The following is a 24,376-nucleotide window of genomic DNA, read 5'->3' as shown; positions in this document are numbered from 1 at the left end:
CATGGGTAAGAAGTTCGATGTCGTGATTGGCAACCCCCCCTACCAGGAGGAGGCGCAGGGCGAAGGAACCCGAGACACGCCCGTGTATCACCAGTTCATGGACGCGGCATACCAGGTCGCCAACAAAGCAGTGCTCATCACGCCAGCGCGCTTTCTCTTCAATGCCGGGTTCACCCCGAAGGCGTGGAACGAGAAGATGCTCGCGGACCGGCACCTGAGCGTTCCGTACTACGTGCCCAATAGCAACGACCTCTTCCCGGGGACCGACATTAAGGGTGGGATCGCAGTAACCTACTGGGACGAAGATCGTGACGACGAGCCGATCGACACGTTCACCAGCTACCCCGAGCTTAACGAAATTCTTCATAAGGTGAACATGGCAAATGACGGCTCAATTGCCCCTACGATCACGAGCTCGCGCTCGTTCCGCTACACTGAGGCATTGTACGCGGAGCACACTCAAGCTCGAGCGCTCCGACCGGATGGCAATGCAGCCTTGGTGAATACAAACGCATTCGAGCAGTTTTCGTTCCTATATCACGCAACCCAGCCTGAGGACAAACACGACTATGTTCGCGTCCTCGGGCTTGTCAAGAACCGCCGGCTTACACGCTGGATCCGCAAGAACTACATAACCGGGCCAGCGAGCTTTCACACTTTCAAGGTTGTTGTGCCCGCAGCAAATGGATCCGGGGCTCTTGGCGAACCGCTCTCCAGCCCGCTTGTGGCGGAGCCCGAGGTAGCCGTCACTCAGACATTCATAACAATCGGGGCGTTTGAGGAAATTGCTCAGGCTCAAGCTTGTCTGAACTACGTTAAGACAAAATTCGCACGCGTCATGCTCGGCATCCTGAAAATCACGCAGCACAACCCTGCAAAGGTGTGGAAGCACGTTCCACTCCAGAACTTCACGGAGACCTCAGACATCGATTGGAGCAAGCCAATTGTCGACATAGACCAACAGTTGTACGCAAAGTACAACCTCGACGCGGCGCAGATCAGGTTCATCGAGTCTCATGTGAAGCCGATGGGGTAGGGCGCGTGGTCGACGCCCACGAGCCGAAGAACAGACGGCTCGAAGGTTCGGCGAGTTTTGGCACTCCAGGTATCGCCGGCGGGTTGGTCTCGATGAGGGGCAGTTGTCGACTGCTAGGCCACGGTCGCTGATGGAACGTGTGACTGAGCCGAGACATCATCCGCCGCCGTCGGAAGCTCCTCAAGGCATTCCCGTAAGAGGGGGAATTCACGGCGAGGTAAATGCTCTGGCTTCGCGGGCAACGATGCCGCGTCGGCGTCCCCGCCCGGCGGTGTAATCTCGGGACCTCGCCCGATGTAACACGGGGGTCGTGCCTGCCTCCTTGAAGCGAGCGAATAGGCAACGCTTTGCTAGCCGGGAGCACGCGAACGACTCAGTCCATCAACCACAAATGGGTCAGGCCTTCAGAGAGTAAGGCGGTCACGGGGGCGGCGACCAAGGTGACGGAGCGTTGAGCATGGCCGTCATGAGTCACGTTTGCTCGACCTTCCGCAGCCGGAGGACGACGTCACCACGGGAAACGAGGGGACGAAGAGACGAAGCGACGAGGACCATCCGCATGGCTTCGGGTGCAGGGAGTCAGCCAGACAATAGGGGTCGGCGAGCGGCTCGGCTCATGCGCCGAGCCGAGGGGTGCCACCGCCGGGCGGCGCGAAGATAGACGCCACCGGGCACTGGCGGTCGACTCACGCAAGAACGCGTAGCGGGCGGGCAATCAGTTGGCTCAGGTCTCCGATCTGCTCGCTCAGGACATGGGGGGCGGCGTCAATCCGCAACGCGTGCCGCCGGATTGATGGACCGTTTAGGATTTGCGCACCTCCCTCTGGTTCTTGCCCCTCCGCGTAAACTAGATGGCCGGCGTCCAACCCGAACCGCCTGCAGTACGCCGCCATCTGGTACAGGTCAGCGTTCGGGTACTGTCCGTGCTTCTCGACCTTGTACTTCACGTCGATGCACGCGCGCACCTCTCCGTCGACGAGCCACACGAGGTCCGGCGCGATCTTCACCGCCCCCTCGACGTCGAGCGTCGACGAGTACTGCGCCACGAGCTCTCCCCCGTACGGCCGGAACGCCTCCCGTAGCGCAGCGGTCACGAAGTCCTCGAACACCGACCACATGTCGACGAGGAACCCGGCCCCCACGAGCGAGCCAGCCCGCTGCTCGACCGACGCACCGGAGAGTACGAGCGAGGCCAGCGGCAGCACTGCCGAGTACCGCACGTTCCGTCGGTCAGAGCGGACCACGGGCACCGGCGCGCCAACCGGGATCAGCGTGACCCCGTCGAGCACCCGCACGACTCTCCGCAACCGTCCGACGACGTCGGCCGGCACCCCCGGCAGCCGGAGCAACCGCGTCGCCGCGGACAGCACGAGCTGGTTCTCCTCGATGTCCCCCACGTAGTCGTCGAACGACACCTCGACCGGCAGCGGCTGTCCGCCCCGCCGCGTGAGCTGGTCGCCGATCCGCCACCGCCCGCGCACGAGCGGCAGCGCATCGTCCCGCGTCACGTACCCACGGAGGGCACCTCCGGCGAGCGCCCGCGAGGCCTGTCGCTCGAACGCGTGCGCCAGCGCTGGCACGAGGTCTTCGTCCGCCGCGAAGCCGAAGTCCTCGTCCTCCCAGATCGCGCTCCCCGCCCGCGCGTAGCCGAGCATCGCGAACAGCCGCCGCACCGGCGTCTTCGGCCGGATCCACACGTCGTGACCGGCGATCCGGACGACGCCGACCTTCCTCACGCCGCTGACGCGGTACTCGTCGTCGACGAAGGTCGGCGAGACGTCCGCGATCCGCGCGGCGACGAGGCCGGCCGCGACCTCGCGCGGCATTCGATGGAGCGTCGGCTGGTCCGCCTCCCGCAGCTCAACCCGCGGTGTCGGCATCTTCGGCCCCGTCCGCGACGGAGGGCGTCGCTTGGCGACGCAACGCCGCCAGGCCGTACCGGGCCTCCAGGTCGACGCCGTCGCCGTAGTGGTGCTCAGCCAGGAGCGGCAGGATCTCGTACCGCCACACGTCCGCCAGACCGTCCGCGTCGAGGTCGCGCATCAGGAACGACGGCCCCACCTTGGCATCGTGGTCCGCGATGGCCGCGTTGAGTCGCGTCAGCAGACTGGCGCGGTCGTCCTGGAGGCCCTTGGTCGCCACCCAGCCGGCCAGCACGTCGCGGACGGGGTCGCGTTCCGGGTGCAGTTCGATGAACGCGAAGCGCCGCCGCATGGCGGCGTCGAGCATCGCGATCGAGCGGTCGGCGGTGTTCATCGTGCCGATGACGAAGATGTTGCTCGGCAGGGTGAACGGCTCGTCGCTGTAGAGCAGGGAGATCTCGCTGTCGCGGTACTCGAGGAGGAAGTAGAGCTCGCCGAAGACCTTCGCGATGTTGCCGCGGTTGATCTCGTCGATGACGAGGAAGTAGTTCGCCTCGGGGTTCGCGGCGGCGCTGTCGGCGAGGCGTCGGAGCGGTCCCCTCCGGAGGCTGAACGCTAGGTTGCCGCTGTCGTCGTTCGCGACGGGGCGGAAGCCCTCGAAGAAATCCTCGTAGGAGTAAGTCGGGTGGAACTGGACGATGGTCGTCTCGCCATCGGTGCCGTCGGTTATGTGCTTCGACAGGGCCTGCGCGAGGAAGGTCTTGCCCGTGCCGGGAGGGCCGTAGAGGATGACCTGCTTGCGGCGTTCGATGAGGTCGAGGGTGTCCTGGAGCCAGGGCTCGGGCATGTGGAGGGCGCCGGCGAGCTGGCTGTTCACGGGGGTGAACGGTGTGCGCGTGCTCCTCGGCGCGGGGATGGTCGGCTCAAGCTCCTCGTGTTCGTCGACTGGTCCGGATGAATCATCGGAGTCGTCGGCCCACCTCGACTTCAGTGGCTCGCGGTAGTAGACAGCCGGGCCGTTCTCCTTCGTCTGCAGGGCAAGCGTGATCTCGAGGAACTCCCGATCTGGGTCGTCGGCCACTTCCGTGACATCGACGTCCCCGGAGACCTCGCCGCGGAACACCGATCTGATGCGCTCGCGATCGACGGCCGAGATCACTTCCCCGAATGAGTCCGGGTGGACGAGGTACATCAGTTCGTTGCGCAGCGTCGGAAACGGCGTCCCAGGAACCGCTGCGACGAAGTCCCGCCACGCCCAGGGGTCGTCGAGCAGCGTCTCGCGCTCCTCATCGGCGAGCGAGACCCACTGATCCACGAGTCGCACCACGATCGAGAGTGCGTTGTGGATCCCCTGCGCCATTCCCTGGCCAGGATTGAACGACCACGAGCGGAATGCCTGGTCGACGTCAGCCGGGATGACGACCGGCTCGCGCATCAGGCTCAACAGCGCCTCCACGCGTTCGCGCTTCTTCCGCTCGCCCGGAGTCTGCAAGGGGAGGAGTTGCCACGCGACGAGCTCAGCCATGAGTAGGCATGCATCGTCACTCGCACCGGCGAACTGGTCGCGGAGCTTGTCGAGGAATGTTTCACCCGGCACTTCCTCGCGATCGACGAAGCAGCGGATCAGCTCCGCGGCGACTTCTGGGCGCCAGACCGAGCGGTGCTCGGCGAATACCGATGCCAGCCGACGGAGCCCCCGCTCTCGGAACCGTTCGGACGCCTCTCGGACCCGCTCTGCGCCCGCGTCTGGTGCGAGGATCGCGACACCCAGGCGAGCAGCACGATCGGCCATCAGTGTCTTGGTCCTCTCGCGCGCAGAGCGAGTGGCCTCTTTGCGGAACTCCGTCGGATCGGGGTTCTGCTCCACGGCGCGACGGCCCTCATCAGTGATCGTCCACAGACCGTCACCTGACTTCTGCAGGAAGCCCGCGCGGCCGAGCATCGATGTGCCGAACCAGAACGCGTTCCGTCCCCGGGGCTCGGGTCGTGATGCGACGAACGTCGACTCGGTGTCGGTCATCGGGAGGTCAGCGACGACAGAGTCCCACACTGCTCGACGACGAACCGGCTCAGGATGCTCTACGAGGAAGCGGAGCGCCGCCATCAGCCGCTCGTCTTGCATTCGTTGGTCCGACACCGGCTGCTCCTGATCTGCGGGCCTTCGGGAGGAGCCCTCACGTTCCAGATGCTAAGGCATCGCCGAACGGCGTCGACCATGTGGCTGCGGCTCCTACCGCCGCAAACACGTGCGCCATCCCGCAACTCCCCCGAACAGGAGATGGTTGGGACACCCACCCCTCTCGTACGCTTCCCGAGGAACGAGAGGGGCACCCATTGGCGAAGCGAGTCGAGACCGGATGTCGGGACTGCAAGAAGTGCACGAACAGCGCTGCGGCGAACCTGGGTAGGAACAGTGTCCGCGCGAGCACCGCGGTCATGACCGTCGGCATCTCCGAGCTGGCAATGGGGTTCACGAAGTCCTGCCGCGGCTGCGGTCACAAGATGTCGCTGCACCTCGGCGCGCAGGCGACGACGCCCCAACCGACCGTGACCGTGCAGCAGCCGACTGCGACGCCGCCTGCACCGCAGGGCCCGCCGCCCGGCTGGTACCCGGACGCGCAGGGCGCGAACCGCTGGTGGAACGGCGTGCAGTGGACCGAACACGTCCAGTCCGCGACGCCGCCGGTTCCTCCGGCGGCCCCGAGCATCTGACCCAACCTATGGTTGCGTGCCGCAACTGCGCGGCACGCAAGGCATGATGACGTCGACGCGAGCAGGTTCCCGCTCGACCAATGTTGAGGAGCACCATGACTGATGAGATCGAGATCGTCCGTGACGACGACGGCGTCGCGGTGATCGGCGACCCCGCGGCCATCGAACGCTTCTTGTCGTCGAACGGTCTTCCCTCACGTCACCTCGACCTACCACGCGGAAGCCACCTTTCCAGCGCCGGGTCGATGGCATCCCAGGCGGGTGCCGGACTGGCCGCGTCAGGGCGATGGGTGAAGCTGACCAAGGAATCGGCCAAAGCGCTGAAGGACTTCCCTGCGATGAAGGGGTCGAACCCTTCCGTGAGCCGTGCGATCGTCACGGACGGCGGGAAGATCAAGGGCATCCTGCAGTTCGTCAAGACGCCAGGTTCGGCCCTCACCAACCCAGCCATCCTGACCGGGGCCGCCGGTGTCATGGCGCAGCTCGCGATGCAGCAGGCCATGGACGAGATCACCGACTATCTGGCCAAGATCGATGCGAAGCTCGACGACGTCCTGCGTGCCCAGAAGGACCACGTCTTCGCTGACATGATCGGTGTCGATCTGCTCATCAGCGAAGCGCTCACGATCCGGGAGCACGTCGGCGGTGTCAACGAGGTGACCTGGTCGAAGCTCCAGGGTGCGAGCCAGACGATCTTGACAGTGCAGTCGTACGCGCTCAGAGCGCTGGACGCACTCGCTGAGAAACTCGAGAAGACGACGAAGGTCGGTGATCTCGCCGTCCTGACAGCCGAGGCTGAGTCCGCCGCGAGCGAATGGCTGGCGGTTCTGGCGCGGTGCTTCCAGCTCCAAGATGGTCTTGCGGTGCTCGAGATCGACCGAGTCCTCAGGACATCGCCCGAAGAACTCGACAGCCACCGCGCCGGCCTGAAGGTGGCACGAGCGCAACGGCGGGATGCCATCGCCGCCACGACGAAGCGACTCATCGACCGGATGGATGCGGCTGCAGGGATGAGCGACATGAAGGTACTGCTCAATCCGATCGATTCCCGTCGCGTCGTCGAGGGCACGAACCGCGTCGCGTCCGGGCTCGTCGACTTCCACGCGCGACTCGGCATCGAGCACGAGCGCTCTGCACTGAGTTCGAAGAAGTGGCGGGACGCCGTCGACGACGTCGCGACGGACGCACGCGACCGTGCGCTCGATGTGGGCTCGGACTCGGTCGACGTCGCGAAGCGTCTGAGCGGAGAGGCGGTCGGTCACGCCGCCAGTGCAGCCGGAGCTCTGTCGAACCGTCTGGTCGGGCTGCAAGCCAGGATGCGTCGCAAGGCCGAGGAGTCTGCCGACGACTGAGCTCGTCCCCACAACGGGTACTCCCGCCCGCTCTCCCCACCCACGAGGATGGTTCAACACCACTCGTCCCGGGGACGACGAGCGGCACCGAGGACCAGGGACTCCCCGAGGGACCACACCATGACGATCGCCGGGGAATCGGCCGGTATCGAAGCACGCCGCCAACGCAGCCACGCGCAGGAACTCCGACGCCAGGCACACGACGCCGAGCAGCGCGCCGCTCGCTTCGAGATCGCCGAACGCACCGAGAGCGAGACCGCCCAGCTCCTCGCCCCGCTCGCCGGCATCGGCTACCACCTCCTCGCCGACCGCCGCTGGCCCGGCAGCCGCACCGCCCAGGTCGACATGGTCGTCGTCGGCCGCGCCGGCGTCTTCATCGTCGACACGAAGGCCTGGCGCGAGGTCGCGGTGCACGGCGACCGGATCACCCGCGGCCAGGAGGACGTCACCGACGACATCGCCCGCCTCGCCGACCTCGCGTACAGCACCGAGGCCGCCCTCGCGGACATCGGGCTCGCGCCGGGCGAGGTCCACGCCGTCGCAGCACTCGCTGGCCAGAAGCGCATACACGCCCGCGTCGCGTCCGTCGACGTCATCGGCACGCACGACCTCGTCGGCCACATCACCAAGCGCGGCGCACGGCTCTCGGCGTCACGCGTCGACGAGGTCCTCGCCGCGATGCTGACCCACTTCCCTGTGATCGGCGAGGACGCAGCGACACCGCCGCAGATCGTCGTCCCCGCAGCCGTCCTCCCCCGCGAACCCGCGCCGACGATCGCCGCGCTCGACGACGAGCTCACGGACCAGCTCCTCGACGGCGTCCTCGAGGCACCCATCGAGGACTGGATGGCCTTCCTCGACCCCGCCCAGGCGAAGCTCGTCCGCCGCAGCTTCAACGGCCCGGCGCGCATCCGCGGCGCCGCGGGCACCGGCAAGACCGTCGTCGGCCTCCACCGCGCTGCCTACCTCGCGCGCTCGACCGGCGGCCGCATCCTCTTCACGACGTACATCGGCACCCTGCCGAAGGTCCTCGAGTCGCTCCTCGATCGCCTCGCGCCCGACATGGTCGGTCGCGTCGACTTCATGGGCGTCCACGCGTTCGCCCTGCGCCTGCTGAAGGAACGCGGGATCGCGTTCCGCACGCCCGGACTGGAGGCGCGACTCGCGTTCGACGACGCCTGGAACGCGATCCGCGCCTCCAGTCCACTGCGGTCCTCGCGCTTCTCGCGCTCCTACTGGGAGGACGAGATCAAGCACGTCATCAAGGGGCGCGGCCTGACGCGCTTCGACCAGTACGCGGACCTGGCGCGCGTCGGGCGCAAGCACGCGCTGCCCGTGGAGACGCGGCATGCGGTGTGGGACCTCTACGAGGCGTACTCGCGCGGGTTGCGCGAGCGGCGTGCGCACGACTGGGAGGACGTCGTCCTGCTCGCGCGCGACGCGGTCGCGGCGGTGCCGCTCGAGCGGTACGACGCGGTGATCGTCGACGAAGCGCAGGACCTGTCGTGCGCGATGGTCTCGCTGATGCACCACCTCGTCGGGGATCGTGTCGACGGGCTGACACTCATCGGGGACGGCCAGCAGACCATCTACCCGGGCGGGTACACGCTCGGCGAGGTCGGCATCAGCCTCTCCGGACGCGGTGTCGTGCTCGACGTGAACCACCGCAACACGGCGGAGATCCTCGAGTTCGCGAAGGAGATGGTGGCGGACGACCAGTTCGTCGACATCGAGGGCGTGGACGGCGTCGGCGACACGGTGTCGGCGATCTCGCGGTCGGGGCCGGCGCCGGCGTTCCACCGGTTCTCGAGCCGAGTCGAGCACGACCGCTCGATGATCGCGCGGCTGAGCGAGGTGCTGCGGCTGATCGGGACGGGGTACGGGGACGTGGGGATCCTCACGGCGACGAACCGGCAGGCGGACGACGTCCGGGGCGTCCTGCGGGATGCCGGCATCCCGGTGGTCATGCTCGACGAGTATTCGGGCAGGACGTCCGACGCCGTGCGGGTCGGCACCGTGAAGCGGGCGAAGGGGCTCGAGTTCAAGCAGGTGTTGCTGGCGCACGTCGACCGTGGGCTGCTGGATCCGGTGATGGGCGAGCCGTCCGAGACGGATCGGGAGCGGCGGGCGCGCGGCCGGCGGGAGTTGTACGTGGGCATGACGCGGGCGCGGGACGGGCTGTGGGTCGGTGTGCGGAGCAGTCGCTGAGCGCGGTCGCTGATCACCGGTGCAGGACCTTCAGCACAGCTGCGGCCGTTCGTTCATCGGCGAAGGCGATCACGTACGCTCGCCCGTCCCCTGTCACGAGGCGGACGGCCGTGTCTCCGCCGACCGAGTACAGACGTCCGCGGCTGCTCTTCGGCGACCCCTTGATGCCCCATCCGCCGTACTCGGCGTAGGCATCGATCCGGACGAGGCTCACGCCCGCGATGTCTCGGCGAACCAGCCGTGTTCTCCAGAACGGCGTCAGCCCGATCGTGACGGGATCCGGCGAGCACGACACGAACGCCGCGGCTCGCGCCGCCGACCGAGCCGCCCAAACCAGCGCACCGCTGATGGCGACGAGCCCCACGATCGACGCGAGGTCGAACTCTCTCAGCGCGGCCCCCGTACCCGCGACTGCGAGGGCCGGAGCGGTCAGGATCACCGTCGCGAAGGTCACTCCGCGCCCGGCGAGGCTGCGGAAGGTGCGCTCGTCCGGCGACACCCTCGTCTTACTCAGGCTACGCATATCAGGTTTCACGTTCTGGTAGCTTACGCGGAGAGTGATCCTGGAGAAGGGGGAGCACGATGTCGCGGGGAACACTTCGGTACGACAGCACGGGGATGCGCTCGTTGTCGAACGAGCTTCGGACGGTACGGGCCGAGTTCGACAACGCCGAGGAGCACTCCGGAGCCGCGGCGGAGGCCGTCGGGCACGCGGGCCTCGCCGATCGGGTCCGATCCTTCTCGAGCGGGTGGGACGGCATGCGGGGTGAGCTGAGCGACGCGATCGGCCGATTGGCTGAGACCGCGTCGAAGTTGGATGAGGCCTTCGATGAGTCTGAACGCGCGCTCGCGGCTTCAATGACCGGAGAACAACGATGAGCCCCGTACGGCCGATCGAGGGCGATCCGCCAGCAGTCCGATCGATGGCTGATCGATACCGCATCATCGCCTCGGACATCCGAAGCGCCTCGGGAACACTCGAGCGGATGCACGCCGACAACACCTCGAGCGACGCGATCGACGCGTTCATGCAGAAGGCCGGGGACCTCGCGGCCAGACTGCGGAAGGTCGAGGGGCGGTACCAGGACACCGGCGATGCGCTCAGCGACTACGCCAGTGCTCTCGAGGCAGCGATCGAGGAAGCAGAGCGTGCGGCCGCGCGCAACGACACCGCCGCGCAGGAGTTGGAATCAGCACAACGGCTCAACCGGCACTACCGATCACTCGCCGAGCAGACGACGAACCCTGACGACCTGCAGCACTTCGAGGACCAGGCGGCGGCGCAGCAGCGCCGGGCGATGTCCTTCCAGGCGGACGCCGTCCGAGCAGCTGCGGCGATGGACGAGGCTCGTCGAGATCGTGACCGCGCGGCCGAGGTCGCCATTGATCGAATCGATGATGCGATCGATGACGGACTGCACGACAAAGCGTGGAACGTGTTCCAGCACTGGATGCGGGAGAACAACGGATGGCTCTCCACGGTGAGTAGCTACGCCGGGTGGATCGGCACCGGACTCGCGGTGGCATCGTTGTTGTTCCCGCCGTTCGCGGCCGTGAGTGCAATCGCTGTCGGCGCCATGGCGATCGGCGCACTCATCGACACGACGCGGGCGGCAGCGGGCACCGGGTCGTGGACCGACGCCGTGCTCTCGATCGCAGGCTGCTTGACCTTCGGTGCCGGCACGGCTGCGGTGAAGGCGATGTCGACCGAGGCGAAGGCGGTTCGATCGGCCCGCGGCCTGCACCTGGCGTCCGGCAGTAGCCGTCCTCGGACGATGGTGGCTTCGGCCGAACGGACGTTCGCGCGATCCCGTCCGAAGATCGGCGACCGGGCGCTCGTCCGGGCGTTCGGCGATCGTGAGATCGCTCACGTGCTGAACTACGTCGGACGGTCGGTGCCGGGCCAGGTGGCAGGCGACGCTGTCCGGCTCAACCAGCTGATCGGCACGGCACGTGCATGGCGAGGGTTCGAGTTCGTCTTCGGCCTCACCAAGACCGGCGCTGGCGCCTACGACCTCACCAGGTTCGTCGATGTGCGGCGTAGCCCGTTGTTGGGGACGGCATGGTGAGGGCCGACTACACGGTGCCAGGCTGGGAGAAGATGTGGCATCCGTTGAGCATCTTGTTCCGCCTGTCGATGGGGCTCCCGTCGTTCGCTGTCATCGGGACCGGGATGTACCTACTCTCGGTCCTCCCCGAGGGGATCAACGCCGATGACCAATGGGTGCAGCGCCCGGGCTGGCCCAACCCGGTCCCGGCGGCCTGGCCGTACTGGATCACTATCGGCATGGCTGTCGGTGGGTTCATCGGGTGTTTCACTTGGAACGGCCGGAGCATCCTCCGCGACCCGCAGGTCGTCGGCGGCGTGTTCTTCGCCGACGCATTCCTGGTCGCTGCGTTCGCAACGAGGTTCCCAGGGGTCGAAGCCTGGCCGCACTCCCTGGTTTGGGCCTCACCCTTCTTCGCCGCGATGTCAGCCGTCGGCTTCTTCACGAGCGTGCGCGACAACCGCCGCGCTGCCGATGCCGAAGCCGAAGTAGGCGACGCGTGACGCCCGCACCGGACCGCTACAGCATCGCGTTGCCCGCTGGGTGGGTGCGCATCGCCGGCAGGATCGCCCCCGAGGAAGCGACACGGCGCGCAGTTGCCGACGCCCTCGAAGCGGGCGCACCAGAGGGAGATTGGACGACCGAAGTCGGATCGCTGGTGCAGGAGGCGCTGCAGGCGGACACCTTCGGCGTGGTCCTCGACTCCTACATGCCCGCTGGCGGGATCCCCGGCACGAGCATCTCGTGCAGCGTCGTCGTGGCGGCGGTCGAAGTGGACTCCGCGCCGAGCGACGACCTCGACGAGCTCCTCCTCGTGCGGTGCACCGCGAACCGCGGACAGCTGCTCCAGATCGCCGGCACTCCCGCGGTGCGATGGTGGGTACGCGGGGAACCAGCTGCCGATCTGTCGCCACCCCGCGTGCGGCACCTCGGGCAGCGTGTGGCCCTCACCCGAGTCCCGGAGCGCTCGGACCTGCTCCTCATGCTGCAGCTCACCGTGGTCACCCGCGCCGAAGCACCCAACGATGATGACGACGTCGCCGGCGAGCAGCTGGTCGTGAAGGCGCTCGGGATCCTCTTCGACGCAATGTGCGCCTCGGTGCAGTGGCGCACGAACGACGGCGCGCACCTGGTCGTCGAAGCGGATGGGACGATGTCGGGATGAACGGCGACCTCTCCTTCCAGTACGACCCGGACGCGTGGACGTTCATCCCGCGCGTCTGGCCGAACGACGAGTTCGGTCGGAGTGCTGCTCGGTGGGCGAAGGCCGCCGCTCGTGCCATCGAGGATCGTTCGCCGCGCACGACACGGGAGCACCGTGCTTGGCTCCGCGCGACTCTGGAACGCTTCGCGACGATGCCGAACACCGGAGAAGCGGCGCTCTACCTGTTCCTCCGTCAGGTCGGCGGTCCGTTCTTGACGCTTCAGGTCCTGCCGATCGAGGCGAGCAAGGATGCCCTGCAAGCGACTGCCGACCTGCTGCGGCTCGAAGATGCTGCTGGCCTCCGTCAACCCGACGAGGTTCGCCGCCATACGGCTAAGGGCCTCGGCGTCGGCAGCCGCGGGACGTTCGCGACCGACGACGGCGAGGGCGGCGAACAGGTTGCCGTGGTGTGGGTCTTCCAATCGGGCGGGACGGACATCCGGATCTCGACGGTCGCGAACTACCCGCAGAACCTCGCCGTCGTCGAACCCGAGATCGATGCGTTCATCGACGGCATCACCGTTGTCAGCTGATCGAGTGCCGACGTTCGGCATCGACAGACCCGCCTCGGGTCCCGAACGTGGATCGGGCAGGCTTGCAGCATGACCCGTCGAGATTCAGCAGCAATCGCAACAGGGATCCTGACCTTCGTGAGCGCCTCGGTGCTGCTGGCCGGATGTACGCAACAACCGAAAGGCAGCGAGATGGACGCCGAGCAGGCGCGAGACGGCATGGTCAGCCTGGTCGAGCAGACGATGAAGGCTGCCGGCGGCGATTGGACCGCGCTCTCAGACGGACCCGCATCGTCGGAGTGCTCGACGGGCAACGGCAGCTCAGGCGTCACGTTCTCGTGGGACCAGGAGCGGACCGGCGCTACGGATCCAGAGTCGCTCGTCCGTGCGGTTGCGAAGACGTGGAAGCAGCACGACTACGACGTCACCATCAAGCAGGACACGATCGACGACGGTCGGCCGCTCTGGTCAGCTGTCACCACAGGTCAGGCGGTCGAATCCATCTCGGTCAATGCCAGCCCGCGACGCGTCTCGATCGAGGTCCAGTCGGCTTGCGGGACTGGCGACATCGCAGACTACGAGTGACCGACGCCGTCACCTCACCACGTCAACACGAACCTTCCCCGCGTCCCTCCCGCTTCGAGCCGCTCATGCGCCTCCCGAGCCCGCGAGGCCGGCAGCACCTCCGCAACCCGCGGCGTCACCGTCCCACTCTCCACCGCTTGCCGCAGCTGCTCGAGCTTGTCGAACGACCGGTACTCCGCGAACACGGCGATCTGCTCGAACCGGATCCCGCGAGCCCCGTTCCCTTCCCACCCCCGCACATCGAGGAACACTCCCCCGTCCCGCACGGCATCCACGACCTCAGTCCGCTGCACCGCAGCATCGGCGAGCGCATCGACCCCGTCCGGCACGAGCTCGCGCACAGCGACGGCGAACGAGGACCCGCGCGCCACGATGTGCGTCGGCCCGAGCGACCGGACCAGCGCTTCGTCCGCAGGAGCGGCATCCGCGATGACGGTGAGCCCTGCGGCGACGGCGAGCTGCACGACGTAGTTCCCGAGCAACCCCGCAGCCCCGGTCACGGCGAGCGTCTGCCCGGGAGCGAGCCCCGCCCGCGAGAGGATCTGCAACGCCGTCAGCCCGTTCATCGGCACGGTGGACGCGAGCGGAAGAGACGTCCCCCGAGGGATCCGCGTGAACGACCCGACCGGCGCGACGAGCTCCTCGACGTACGCACCACCGTGGGCGCTGAGCGGCAGCGCGATCGCCATGACCTCGTCGCCGACCTCCCACCCGGAGACGTCCGGCCCGACCTCGTCGATGACCCCGGCGGCGTCCATCCCCGGCACGTAGGGCGGCGACGCCTGCGAGCTGTCCCGCTGACCGGCGCGCACACCGGTGTCGGTCGGGTTCACGGCGAACGCCTGCACCCGGATCCGCACGGACCCTGCACCAGCGTGCGGCTCCGGCACCTCGTGGACGGCGAGGGCCTCCGGCCCTCCGAACTGTTCGACTCCTACGACCTTCACCGTTCCGGTCTACCGGACGGCGATCGGCCGCACCCAGCGAGCGGGCCGGTGGCGGTGGTCGGGACGCACCATCCGTCGGACTGGAGGCGCGGATCACCGCCGACCCGCGCCTCCAGTCCGGCACTGGGCCGGCTACACGGCGGGGGCGAGCGCCAGCTGTTCGCGCGCCACCACGGCGTCGGCGGCCGGGGGCCGACCGTACGCCTCGCGGTAGTCCCGCGAGAAGTGGGAGGCGCTGCGGTAGCCGACGGCGGCCGCGGCGCGGGCGGCGGTGTCCGCGTGCAGGACCATGCGGCGACGCGCTTCCCCGAGTCGGGTGCGCTTGAGGTACTGCGCGGGTGACATGCCGGTGGCCTGCTTGAAGCGGGCGAAGAGGGTGCTCTCGCTGACCCGGAGCTCGCGGGCGAGGCGCTCCATCGTCCACGGTTCGTCCATGCGCCCGGTCAGGAGTGTGGTCGCCGCCGTGACCAGTCCGGCGTCGGCTCCGGCTCGGTCGAGTGCGGCGGTGATGCGTGGCGCCTGCGAGGTCTGCAGCAGGCGGAGGACGATCTCGCGGGAGACGAGGGGGAACAGGACGGGGATGTCCTCGGGGGCGTCGAGCAGCGCGAGCAGTCGGCTGACGGCATCGGCGAGCGGGGCCGTCCACGTGCCGAGTCGCGGCAGGTCCGTGCGGCTCGTGCTGGTCGTGCTCGACATCGACGCCACGACCTCGCCGACGACGACCGGGTCGAGCTTCCAGACCGCCGAGACGAAGCCGTCGTTGCCTGCGGTGTCGAGCACCCCGGCGACCACGGGCAGGTCCACCGGCGTGATGATGAACCGCTCGCGGCCCCAGGCCTGGTCGTCGTCCCCGACGATCGAACGCTTCCGGCCGCGGAGGACGACGGACAACGACGGGACGTACCGCCGGTCGAAGAGTCCGGTCGGCTCGTGGACGCGGGAGACGGTCAGGCCGAGTGCTTCGGCCCGCTGCACCGAGGCGGGACGGGCGACGGTGTCGACGGTGGACGCCCGGTCGAGCACGGCGGCGTGCCGCGAGGCGACCTCCACCGCGCGGTCGAGGTGCTGCGCCGTGCGATCGTCCACGTGCCCACGCTACGCAGTTCTCGCGGCGCCGAGGAACTCGTGCGGGATCCGGCAAGGTTCCCGCTGGATCCGGCAAGGTGCGGGTGTGCCCGGGGATCGAGCATCGATGCATGACCACTGCACTCCTTGACCAGACCACCGTCCGCACTGCCCTCGTGACCGGCGCCTCGAGCGGCATCGGTGAGGCAGTCGCCCGTGAGCTCGCGGCCGCCGGCTTGACCGTCGCGGTGCACGGCCGCGACGCCGCCCGCACGCGTGCTGTCGCCGACGACATCGAGCGCCAGGGTGGCCGAGCTTTCCCGATCGTGGCGGACCTCGCCGCAGGTGCTCCCGACGTCCGGGCGTTCGCCGCCGCGGCCCGAGAGCTGCTCGGCGGTCACGTCGACGTCCTCGTGAACAACGCCGGCGTCTACCCCGGCGGCCCGACGGAGTCCCTGTCCGACGACACTGTCGACGCGCTGCTCGCGACGAACGTCCGCGCACCGCACGTCCTCGTGGCCTCGCTCGCTCCAGCGATGGCGACGCGGGGCTCCGGAGTCGTCGTGAACATCGGCTCGTGGATGGCCCGGGTCGGGGTGCCGTTCATGGGCCTCTACCCGGCGACGAAGGCCGCGGTCGAGCAGCTGACCCGGGCGTGGGCGGCCGAGTACGGGCAGCGCGGGGTGCGGGTCGTGACGGTGGCGCCGGGGGCCACGGCGACGCCGGGGAACGCGGATTCGGCGGACGTGCTCGCGGCGATGACGCAGGGGACGCCCGCGGGAGTGCCGGTGCAGCCGGTCGACATCGCCCGCGCCGTTCGGTGGGTGGTGTCGGACGAGGCGGCGTTCGTGAACGGCGGGACGCTCGACGTCGACGGTGGGATCGCGTCCACGCGCCTGCGCTGAGGGCACATCGCTGCCCGTCAGGGCGCCCCGGACGGGATGCAGTCGCTCTCCACCAGCAGCACGTTGTCGGCCTTGAGCCACGAGATCGTGGCGTCGGCGGAGGAGACACTGAGCTCGAGGCGGCCGTCCCGCTCATCGAACCCGGTGCGCTCACCCTCGGCCTTCCACGCCGTCCGCAGGGTCTCCGCCGTGCTCGAACGGTCGACCTCGTCCCCGAGCCGGATGCGCTCGTGGAAGGACCGACAGGTGTTGCCCGCGGCGGTTGTGCCGCTCGTGGACCAGGTGCTCGTCCGTACCGCGCTCGGCGCCACTTCGAGCAGCTGCAGCGCATCGTCGACGTACTCCTGCATCTCCTGGCCCGCCTCCTCGGCCGATCCGGGCCCGTAGCCCGAGTCCAGGTCGTCGAGTTCCTCCTGCCGCTGCTGCTGTGCGTACCTGTCGGCATCGCGGGCAGCGCGCGGGAGGATCTCGAACGACGGGACGATGACGAGCAGCACGACGGCGAGCAAGCCGACGCCCGCCACCACCGTCGCTCCCGACGCAGCGACCTCCAGGACGCGGGCACGGAGCGCTCGTATCCCGGCGATCAGCGCTGGGACGGTGGCGAGCAGGCCGATCACGATCGCCACGATCTGCGGTCCGGCCGCGGCCCCGCCGTCGCTCGTCGATCGCCACGCGGAGCTGATCTGCACCACGAACGACAGGAAGAGTGCGATCAGGACTCCGATCGGCGCGACGACGATCCCGAAGATCAGCCGGTTGCGCCGGAGCCGCAGGTCGTCAGCCGTCGCGCTCTCCCCGGCGGTGGACTCGGGTTCCCCGGCCGTCACCGGTAGTCGTCCGGGTCGCCGAGGACGCAGCGCGAGTCGACGTTGACGTGCGCGCGCACCTTGGTGGCTGCCATCGACGCACGGGGCTTGCCGTCGGCTCGCGCCACCACGGCGTAGACCTGACCGGTCTCCGGGTCCATCTCCGTCTGTGTCTTCGACAACTCGTAGCCCTCGCGCTCCCAATGTTCGCCGGCTTGCGCGATGAGCACGCCAGGAGCGGCCGGCGCTTCGACCGCGACGAAGTAGCTGAACTGCACGGCTCGCACCCCATCGATCCGGCAGTCGAAGACGGCCGGCTTCGGCACCTCTTGCGGCCACGTGTCCGGAGCCAACGCGAGCGCGGATCGGAATTCCGCGATTGCCTCCGCCTGTGCCTCGTCGATCGTCATGGGCTGTCCCGCTCTCGTCGTCCCGCACCCGGAGAGCGCGAGGCTGGCAGCAGCGGCCAGGATGGCGACTGCGATGGTCGTGTGCGCGCGCGTCGTCATCGGATTCACCGTAGCGTCGCCTTCGCCGTCTCGATCAACGTGTTGGTGTCGAGGTCGAGGTAGCCGTGATCTGCGTCGTCGGCGCCGTTCGGGTTCACGTACAGGTCGTGCACGTTGACCGCGGAGGATCCGTTGACGTGCGACGCGTCGATCTCGGTCGCGCCGAACGGTTTGAAGGTCGGGTCGATGCGCTCGGGGTAGCTCAGGACCTGTCCGATGTGGGCCACGTTGAACCGTTCTTCGGCCTGCGCCGCGTACATGCGCTCGGCGTGGATCGCTCCGGCGTTCGGGATGTGCCCGGGGATGCCCGCGGATCCCAGGGTGACGAAGCTGTTCACGCCCAGATCGGCGTGGTCGTGGAGAGTGATCGACGCGGTCGTCGATCCGTACGAGTGCGCGACCACGTTGAGGTGCGCGTCCGGCCGGGTCGCTCGGAATCCACCGAGATCCGCGGCGAGACGGTCTGCCCCTGCCGCCGCGTCAGCCAATCCGAACACGCCGAGATCGCCTGTCGTCAGCGCGTTGCGCGGCGCGTCGTACCCGATCCACGTGACCATCGCGGTGTCTCGTCCCCCCTCGGAGAGCTGCTGCGTTGCGATCACGTTGGAACTCGCCTTCATCAGAACGGTCGTGTCCTCGAGGGTGGTGCCCATTCCGGGCACGAGATAGCTGACGTTGGCTGCCGTGTCGAGGTCGCCGATCGACACCGCTCCGAGGGGAGGCTGCCCGTCGATGAACGAGACGAATTGCCGAGCCATGCCGTCCACGTCGCGGAGCGTCGTCCGCGATGCAGCGATGAAGTTGTCCAGAGCTGCGAGCCGCTCCGCGGCGTCGTCGAGCTCCTGCTGCGCCGCACGCCGAGCGCTCGGTCCCGCGGCGTGCAGCGCCTTCCGCGCCGCGTCCACGTCGTCCTGCGCCCGCGCGGACGCCCGCTGCGCGCTCAACCGGTTCGCCTGGTCCCGCGCCCAGTACGGCACGCCGATCAGGTTCCCGATCACTGCCGGCAACGCCGTGATGAGCGCGTCCTGTGCCGCCGAGTGCTCCCCCGCAGTCCCCCGACCACCGAGTCCGTCCCACCACGCCTGCACGGTCTCTGGCGGCATCCCGGCGAGCCGATCGGCGACCGACGGGTCCTGCGCCGCCAGGACCTCGGGCGGCATCGCGGCGACGGCAGCGAGGAAGTCGGCGTCGCTCATCCTGCCGAGCGTCCCCGAGTACGAGGGCGCCACGCCGAGGACGTCGGTGGCGGACAGCCCGGCCGACGCAGCACGGTCCGCGGTGGCCCGTCGTTCGACGAGCGCGTCCCATTCCGCCTGCAGTCGCGACGCCGTCGCCGCGAGGTCGTCCGCGTCGGACCGCAGCCGTCGGGCACGCCGTCCGTCAGCCTCGGTGGCGTCCTTCCCCGCGGCGGCCACCACCGCGGCCGAGAGCGACACGGTGTTCGCAGCGACTTCCATGGCGTTCGTCATCTGTGCCGCACGGATCCGCTCCGCCTCGTCCTGGATTGCCCGCACGTCGTCGGCGTAGGTGTCGAGTACGTCGATGGCCGCGTCGAGCCGGCCGATGATGCGTCGAGCCGCGCGCGGGACGGTGCCGACGGTGACGGAGAAGCGATCCTTCGAGGCACCCCTCCAGTCGTCCGCATCCTCCGCGGCGCGGGCGACGCCGTGGGCTCCGGCGCTGAGGTCGTCCTGGTGGTCGGCGAGGCCACTCGAGAGCTTCGCGACGGCACCGGGGTCGCCGGCGAACGGGTCGGCGGTCATCACTTGCCGCCGACCTTGCCCGCGAGCTCGGCGTCAGCGTCCTGCACGAGCGACTTCGTGTCGTGCGCGTACTGCGCGAGCGTTCGGCTCGTGTCCGCCAGCCATCCGGCCGAGCGTTCCTGTGATGCACGGAACACCGTGAAGGCGTCGGTGACCTCGTCCGCGCCGAACGCTCCGCCGTCGGTGGGCACCGAGGCGTTGGCGAACAACTCCTGCGCTGCGTCCAGCGCGTCGCGCACGCCGTCGAGCGTGGCGTACGAGACCCGTAGATCAGCCATCGTCTCCCCCGTCTGTCGCAACGCCCTCCGTCGCGATCCCATCGGCAACATATCAGTATCGGCAGGTCGGACGAGTCGTTGTGCACAGATCGGTGCCCATCGGCGGTGCGCCGGCATCCCCCGATCGGAGGATGCGGGTCGAGCCACCCGGCCGAGGCACCACCGGGCACGACCGGCCAGGCTGGACCCATGCCCGACACCCCCGCCATCGAGGTCCACCACCTCACGAAGCAGTACGCCACCGGCAAACGCGCCGTGGACGACGTCTCCTTCGACATCCCCCGCGGCGAGACCTTCGCGCTCCTCGGCCCGAACGGCGCCGGCAAGACCACCACGGTCGAGATCCTCGAGGGCTACCGCACCCGCACCGACGGCGACGTCCGGGTGCTCGGCCACGACCCCGCCCGCACGAGCCGCAGCCACAACGCACGCATCGGCATCGTCCTGCAGACCAGCGCCGAGTCCCCCAACGTCACCGTCGCGGAACAGCTCCGGCACTTCACGACCTTGTACCCGCGGCACCGCAGCGTCGAGGAACTCCTCGAGAAGACCGGGCTCGAGCCGCAGCGCAACACCCGCATCAGCAGACTGAGCGGCGGCCAACGGCGCCGCGTCGACGTCGCCCTCGGCATCATCGGCCGCCCCGAGGTCCTCTTCCTCGACGAGCCCACGACCGGCTTCGACCCGGAGGCCCGGCGCCGCTTCTGGGACCTCATCGACGAGGTCAAGCGCGAGGGCACGACGATCCTCCTCACCACGCACTACCTCGACGAGGCCGCACACCTCGCCGACCGGGCAGCGGTCATCGCCGACGGCCGGCTGCTCGACATCGCCCCGATCGACGAGATCGGCGGCGCCGAGGCTCGCACCCCACGCGTCAGGTGGCGTGACGACGTCGGCGAACCCCACGAACGGCGGACGAACGAACCGACCGCCCTGATCCGGAGCACCCCGGAACCCATGCACGACCTCGAAGTCATCCGCCCGTCCCTCGAGGACGTCTACCTCGGAATGGTCGGCCACCGATGAGCACCACGACGACGAACACGCGCACCGCGAACGCCGCCAAGAACGCCGCCACGATCGGCGCGCACCGCATCGGCTACGAACTCCGCTCGTACTTCCGAGCCCCCGACGCCGTCTTCTTCACCTTCCTCTTCCCCATCGTGATGCTGGCGCTCTTCTCGGTCGCGTTCAGCAGCGCGCCGGACATCCAGGCGGGCCCGAACGTCAGCGTCGACTACGCCACGTACTACCTGCCCGGCCTGGTCGCGACGGGCATCCTGCTGTCCGGCACGCAGTCCCTCGGCGTCGACATCGCGGGCGAACGCAGCGACGGCACGCTGAAGCGTCTGGGCGGCACACCCCTGCCGGTGGTGAGCTACTTCATCGGCAAGATCGGCATGGTCCTCGTCACGACGGTCGTGCAGACCGCCCTGCTGCTGGCGATCGCGAGCCTCGTCTTCGGCGTGGACCTGCCCACCGACGGCGGCGCGTGGGCGCACTTCGCGGGCATCATGCTCCTCGGGGTCGCGACGAGCTGCGTCCTCGGCATCGCGATCTCGGCGCTCCCCCGCGAGGGCCGCCGCGCCACCGCCACGATCGTCCCCATCGTCCTGGTCCTCCAGTTCATCTCCGGCGTCTACCTCCCCTTCACGCAGCTCCCCGACTGGCTGCAGAACGTCGCGTCCGTCTTCCCCCTGCGGTGGCTGGCGTCCGGCATGCGGTCGGTCTTCCTGCCCGACGCGTTCGCGTCCGCCGAGCCAGGAGGCGCGTGGCACCTCGGCCTCGGAGCCCTCGTCCTGACAGCGTGGCTGGTCGTGGGCGCGGTGGCCTGCCTGCTGACGTTCCGGTGGAATCGCAAGGACGCGTGATCCAGCCTGTGGAAAACCGCTCGGCGGCATCCGGGCGATGGGATGCTGAGGCCATGGACCGCATCACGGCGCACCGCAACTGGGGCCTGCACGTGGCGTTCGGCGTCACGATCGCCCTCGTCGCGGTGATCACCGTGCTCGGGTGGTCCCCGTGGGCGGACCGCTGGCCGGCGTTCGCGATGCTCGGCGTCCTCGCCGTGGCCTACGCGGCGTACGGCTGGCGCGGCTACGAGGTCCCCCGCGCTGCCGCCGGCTTCGTCCCGCTGCTGGTGCTCGCGGCGCTCGTGCTCCCCGCGGTCGTCCCGAGCACCGCGCTCGTGCAGTGCATCCTCTTCCCCGTCGCGTGGTGCCAGATCGACCGAACACGGACGGCGGTGGTGGTCTCGGTCGCGATCGGCGTCGCCGCGGGGGTCGGGCTCCAGATCGCGAGCGGCCCGGACAGCCTCGTCAGCACGGTCCTCATCGAGGGCGTCAGCATCGCGGGTGCCTGCGCGCTCGGACTCTGGATCACCCGGATCGCCGAGCTCTCCGACGAACGACGGCGCCTGCTCGACGAACTCCGTGCGACCCAGGACTCCCTCGCCGAGGCGCACCGCAGCGCCGGCGTGACGAGCGAACGCGAACGCCTCGCCCGCGAGATCCACGACACCGTCGCACAGAACCTCGCCGGCATCGTCATGCTCACCGAGCGCGCCCGCGGGGACCTCGCGGCCGAACGCGTCGACCGACTCGACGAGCGACTCACCACCCTCGAGGAGTCCGCACGCGCAGCACTCGAAGAGTCCCGCACCCTCGTCGCAGCGGGTGCTGCCGGAGTGGCGGGCGACGGACTCGGCGCCGCCCTGCACCGCCTCGGCGAACGGTTCACGCGCGAGACCGGCGTCCCGGTCACGGTCGAGGCAGCGGACTGCGCGCTGGACCGCGACGCGCAGGTGGTGCTGCTCCGCGCCGCCCAGGAGGCACTGGCCAACGTCCGCGCACACGCCCACGCTGCCACGGCGCGGGTCGCACTGCACGTGGCAGCCGACCGGGTCGGCCTGCGGGTCTCGGACGACGGCGTCGGCTTCGACGCGTCCCTCCCGACCGCCGGCCACGGGTTGCGGGGTCTGCGCGAGCGGCTCGCCCTCGCCGGCGGCACCTGCGCGATCACGAGCGACGCCGGACGTGGCACCGTCGTCGAGGTGACGCTGCCCACCGGGGCCGAGCCGCGCCTCCCGGCAGTCGACGCACCGCTGACGGGGGTGCACCGGTGATCCGCGTCGTCGTGGCGGACGACCACCCCATCGTCCGCGCCGGCATCGTCGCGCTGCTCCAGGACGCCGACGACGTCGAGGTGGTCGGGCAGGCGAGCGACGGCGAGGCGGCGGTCGCGATCACGCTCGCCGAACGACCCGACGTCGTCCTGATGGACCTCCGGATGCCCGGCCTCGACGGCGACGACGCGACCGCGCGGATCCTCGCCCGCGAGCCGGGCGTCCGCGTGCTCATCCTCACGACCTACGAGTCGGACGACCAGATCCTCGCCGCGATCGAGGCCGGTGCCGCGGGGTACCTGCTCAAGGCAGCGCCGGAGTCGGAGATCCTCGCGGGCCTCCGCGCGACGGCACGCGGTGGGACGGCACTCGCGCCCTCGGCCGCAGCTGCACTCGTCCGCCGGGCGACCGGCAAGCCCACGACCGGGCCGACACTGTCATCGCGCGAGCTTGAGGTCCTGCAGCTCGTCGCGCAGGGCAACTCGAACCCGGCGATCGGCCGCACGCTCTTCCTCAGCGAGACCACGGTCAAGACGCACCTCGGGCACGTGTTCGAGAAGCTCAGCGTGAACGACCGGACGCGCGCCGTGACCCGCGCGATGGAGCTCGGCCTGCTGCGCTGACCCCGCGCCCGTTCGTCCGTTCCTCCGTTCGTCCGCAAGGATGAGCTCATGCGCTTCGACGAGGTCCTCACCCGCGCCGATGGTCCCGCGGTCGCCCAGGAGCTCGCCGCCCTCCGACGACCGGGACGAATGGTCATCGACGGCGTCCACCAGGAGTCACCGCGGGAGCACTGGCAGTTCCGGCTCGACATCGACGAGGCCCGCCAGAGATGGACGCTCGACCGATCGGAGCAGCCCACCGTCTCCTACCGCGACGGTGTCCTGCACGACGAGGACGGTCAGTTCGAGGACTCGTTCGAGCACAGCACGGTCGCCGGCACCGCCGTGCGGGTAGCCGTTCCCGAACTGATGCTCCGCTGGGGCCGAGGACCGGAGAGCTTCCACCCGGTCCTCATCCAGCACGTCGGCCAGTACTCCGTCCTGGTCACGTTCGAGCACCGTGAGGACCCGGCGGTCCGCACGACCCTGGTGGTCGATGAGCGCGACGGCGTCGCCCGCCGGTCCCTGGAGTACGGAGAGGCCACGATCGTCACCGGCGTGCGGACCGCCGAGCCCGACGAGGTCCTGCCACAGGCGTCCTTCGAGCCCCTGACGGACTGGATCCGCCCGGACTACTGAGCGCGTGACCGTTCCGGTTCGCGATCCCCGAGGATCTCGAACCAGAGCCCTCACTGACACACGCCTCCGCAGCGGCGCACCATACGGCACGCGAACGCAGAAAACCCCTGACCACGTTGTGGTCAGGGGTTCCCTGGTATTCGTAACGTTGAGTCCGGCGGCGTCCTACTCTCCCACAAGGTCCCCCTTGCAGTACCATCGGCGCTGAGAGGC

General features: G+C 69.0%; 25 protein-coding genes. 16 read left to right on the top strand and 9 right to left on the bottom strand.

Annotated features, from left to right (window positions below):
• Position 1 precedes the first annotated feature (1 nt).
• A complete protein-coding gene (locus tag J2X60_RS05545) occupies positions 2 to 1,036 on the top strand; it encodes an Eco57I restriction-modification methylase domain-containing protein (protein WP_309886740.1) in 1,035 nt (344 codons plus the stop codon).
• Between the two features lie 686 nt (positions 1,037 to 1,722).
• Here the strand turns inward: J2X60_RS05545 and J2X60_RS05540 are convergent.
• Together J2X60_RS05540 and J2X60_RS05535 are read right to left on the bottom strand one after the other, a co-directional pair.
• Positions 1,723 to 2,862: a 5-methylcytosine restriction system specificity protein McrC gene (locus J2X60_RS05540; RefSeq protein WP_309886739.1), complete on the bottom strand. Its 1,140-nt coding sequence runs from the start codon at positions 2,860 to 2,862 to the stop codon at positions 1,723 to 1,725.
• Between the two features lie 34 nt (positions 2,863 to 2,896).
• The gene (locus tag J2X60_RS05535; protein ID WP_309886738.1) at positions 2,897 to 5,002 is read right to left on the bottom strand and encodes an AAA family ATPase; all 2,106 of its coding nucleotides are present in this window, start codon (positions 5,000 to 5,002) and stop codon (positions 2,897 to 2,899) included.
• A 332-nt stretch (positions 5,003 to 5,334) separates the two neighbouring features.
• On the opposite strand from J2X60_RS05535, the gene J2X60_RS05530 reads away from it, so the two are divergent.
• The 3 genes from J2X60_RS05530 to J2X60_RS05520 all read left to right on the top strand — a co-directional run bounded on the left by J2X60_RS05530 (position 5,335) and on the right by J2X60_RS05520 (position 9,170).
• Positions 5,335 to 5,610 carry a DUF2510 domain-containing protein gene (locus J2X60_RS05530; protein ID WP_309886737.1) on the top strand — a complete coding sequence of 92 codons (276 nt, stop codon included), beginning with the start codon at positions 5,335 to 5,337 and terminating at the stop codon, positions 5,608 to 5,610.
• Between the two features lie 95 nt (positions 5,611 to 5,705).
• Complete coding sequence (locus J2X60_RS05525) at positions 5,706 to 6,962, top strand: hypothetical protein (protein WP_309886736.1); 1,257 nt, start codon at positions 5,706 to 5,708, stop codon at positions 6,960 to 6,962.
• A gap of 120 nt (positions 6,963 to 7,082) precedes the next feature.
• Positions 7,083 to 9,170, top strand: coding sequence for a 3'-5' exonuclease (locus J2X60_RS05520; protein ID WP_309886735.1), 2,088 nt, complete (start codon positions 7,083 to 7,085; stop codon positions 9,168 to 9,170).
• A gap of 13 nt (positions 9,171 to 9,183) precedes the next feature.
• Here J2X60_RS05520 and J2X60_RS05515 read toward each other — a convergent pair whose 3' ends face one another.
• On the bottom strand, positions 9,184 to 9,669 hold the full coding sequence (locus J2X60_RS05515) for a hypothetical protein (RefSeq protein WP_309886734.1): 486 nt from the start codon (positions 9,667 to 9,669) through the stop codon (positions 9,184 to 9,186).
• Positions 9,670 to 9,797: 128 nt separating this feature from the next.
• Between J2X60_RS05515 and J2X60_RS05510 the strand changes: the two genes are divergently transcribed.
• From J2X60_RS05510 to J2X60_RS05485, 6 genes are all read left to right on the top strand, one after another.
• Positions 9,798 to 10,049: a hypothetical protein gene (locus J2X60_RS05510; protein ID WP_309886733.1), complete on the top strand. Its 252-nt coding sequence runs from the start codon at positions 9,798 to 9,800 to the stop codon at positions 10,047 to 10,049.
• Positions 10,046 to 11,239, top strand: coding sequence for a putative T7SS-secreted protein (locus J2X60_RS05505; RefSeq protein ID WP_396127778.1), 1,194 nt, complete (start codon positions 10,046 to 10,048; stop codon positions 11,237 to 11,239). The genes J2X60_RS05510 and J2X60_RS05505 overlap by 4 nt, the downstream gene beginning before the upstream one ends.
• Positions 11,233 to 11,721, top strand: a complete 489-nt coding sequence (locus tag J2X60_RS05500) for a hypothetical protein (protein WP_309886731.1) — start codon at positions 11,233 to 11,235, stop codon at positions 11,719 to 11,721. Before J2X60_RS05505 ends, J2X60_RS05500 begins: the two co-directional genes overlap by 7 nt.
• Positions 11,718 to 12,383 carry a hypothetical protein gene (locus J2X60_RS05495; protein WP_309886730.1) on the top strand — a complete coding sequence of 222 codons (666 nt, stop codon included), beginning with the start codon at positions 11,718 to 11,720 and terminating at the stop codon, positions 12,381 to 12,383. The genes J2X60_RS05500 and J2X60_RS05495 overlap by 4 nt, the downstream gene beginning before the upstream one ends.
• Positions 12,323 to 12,955, top strand: a complete 633-nt coding sequence (locus J2X60_RS05490; RefSeq protein ID WP_309886729.1) for a hypothetical protein — start codon at positions 12,323 to 12,325, stop codon at positions 12,953 to 12,955. Before J2X60_RS05495 ends, J2X60_RS05490 begins: the two co-directional genes overlap by 61 nt.
• 69 nt (positions 12,956 to 13,024) lie before the next feature.
• Complete coding sequence (locus tag J2X60_RS05485) at positions 13,025 to 13,519, top strand: hypothetical protein (protein ID WP_309886728.1); 495 nt, start codon at positions 13,025 to 13,027, stop codon at positions 13,517 to 13,519.
• Positions 13,520 to 13,533: 14 nt separating this feature from the next.
• Here J2X60_RS05485 and J2X60_RS05480 read toward each other — a convergent pair whose 3' ends face one another.
• Both J2X60_RS05480 and J2X60_RS05475 read right to left on the bottom strand, forming a co-directional pair.
• Positions 13,534 to 14,466 carry an NADP-dependent oxidoreductase gene (locus J2X60_RS05480; RefSeq protein ID WP_309886727.1) on the bottom strand — a complete coding sequence of 311 codons (933 nt, stop codon included), beginning with the start codon at positions 14,464 to 14,466 and terminating at the stop codon, positions 13,534 to 13,536.
• Between the two features lie 132 nt (positions 14,467 to 14,598).
• On the bottom strand, positions 14,599 to 15,552 hold the full coding sequence (locus J2X60_RS05475; protein WP_309886726.1) for an AraC family transcriptional regulator N-terminal domain-containing protein: 954 nt from the start codon (positions 15,550 to 15,552) through the stop codon (positions 14,599 to 14,601).
• A gap of 110 nt (positions 15,553 to 15,662) precedes the next feature.
• Between J2X60_RS05475 and J2X60_RS05470 the strand changes: the two genes are divergently transcribed.
• Positions 15,663 to 16,436 carry an SDR family oxidoreductase gene (locus J2X60_RS05470; protein ID WP_309886725.1) on the top strand — a complete coding sequence of 258 codons (774 nt, stop codon included), beginning with the start codon at positions 15,663 to 15,665 and terminating at the stop codon, positions 16,434 to 16,436.
• A 17-nt stretch (positions 16,437 to 16,453) separates the two neighbouring features.
• On the opposite strand, the gene J2X60_RS05465 is transcribed toward J2X60_RS05470, so the two are convergent.
• Genes J2X60_RS05465 through J2X60_RS05450 form a run of 4 tightly spaced genes read right to left on the bottom strand, consistent with a single transcriptional unit; the run spans position 16,454 to position 19,795 of the window.
• The gene (locus J2X60_RS05465) at positions 16,454 to 17,266 is read right to left on the bottom strand and encodes a hypothetical protein (protein WP_309886724.1); all 813 of its coding nucleotides are present in this window, start codon (positions 17,264 to 17,266) and stop codon (positions 16,454 to 16,456) included.
• Positions 17,263 to 17,754, bottom strand: coding sequence for a hypothetical protein (locus J2X60_RS05460; RefSeq protein ID WP_309886723.1), 492 nt, complete (start codon positions 17,752 to 17,754; stop codon positions 17,263 to 17,265). Before J2X60_RS05460 ends, J2X60_RS05465 begins: the two co-directional genes overlap by 4 nt.
• Before the next feature lie 5 nt (positions 17,755 to 17,759).
• Positions 17,760 to 19,517, bottom strand: coding sequence for an alpha/beta hydrolase (locus J2X60_RS05455; RefSeq protein ID WP_309886722.1), 1,758 nt, complete (start codon positions 19,515 to 19,517; stop codon positions 17,760 to 17,762).
• Entirely contained in the window at positions 19,517 to 19,795 is a 279-nt protein-coding gene (locus tag J2X60_RS05450; RefSeq protein ID WP_309779167.1) for a hypothetical protein, read from the bottom strand. Before J2X60_RS05450 ends, J2X60_RS05455 begins: the two co-directional genes overlap by 1 nt.
• A gap of 189 nt (positions 19,796 to 19,984) precedes the next feature.
• Here J2X60_RS05450 and J2X60_RS05445 point away from each other — a divergent pair, with 189 nt between their 5' ends.
• From J2X60_RS05445 to J2X60_RS05425, 5 genes are read left to right on the top strand one after another with little or no spacing between them, the layout of a single operon-like run.
• Positions 19,985 to 20,824 (top strand): ABC transporter ATP-binding protein, encoded by an 840-nt coding sequence (locus J2X60_RS05445; RefSeq protein ID WP_309886721.1) that lies wholly within the window; start codon positions 19,985 to 19,987, stop codon positions 20,822 to 20,824.
• Positions 20,821 to 21,669, top strand: a complete 849-nt coding sequence (locus J2X60_RS05440; RefSeq protein WP_309886720.1) for an ABC transporter permease — start codon at positions 20,821 to 20,823, stop codon at positions 21,667 to 21,669. Before J2X60_RS05445 ends, J2X60_RS05440 begins: the two co-directional genes overlap by 4 nt.
• Before the next feature lie 53 nt (positions 21,670 to 21,722).
• Positions 21,723 to 22,922 carry a histidine kinase gene (locus J2X60_RS05435; protein ID WP_309886719.1) on the top strand — a complete coding sequence of 400 codons (1,200 nt, stop codon included), beginning with the start codon at positions 21,723 to 21,725 and terminating at the stop codon, positions 22,920 to 22,922.
• On the top strand, positions 22,919 to 23,545 hold the full coding sequence (locus tag J2X60_RS05430) for a response regulator transcription factor (protein WP_309886718.1): 627 nt from the start codon (positions 22,919 to 22,921) through the stop codon (positions 23,543 to 23,545). Before J2X60_RS05435 ends, J2X60_RS05430 begins: the two co-directional genes overlap by 4 nt.
• Positions 23,546 to 23,593: 48 nt before the next feature.
• On the top strand, positions 23,594 to 24,163 hold the full coding sequence (locus tag J2X60_RS05425) for a hypothetical protein (protein WP_309886717.1): 570 nt from the start codon (positions 23,594 to 23,596) through the stop codon (positions 24,161 to 24,163).
• The last annotated feature ends 213 nt before the right edge of the window (positions 24,164 to 24,376 follow it).

Source organism: Curtobacterium sp. 320 (assembly GCF_031455235.1).
Taxonomy (GTDB): domain Bacteria; phylum Actinomycetota; class Actinomycetes; order Actinomycetales; family Microbacteriaceae; genus Curtobacterium.
Note: the sequence above shows the minus strand (reverse complement) of the source record. Positions and strands in the feature narration are given on the sequence as shown.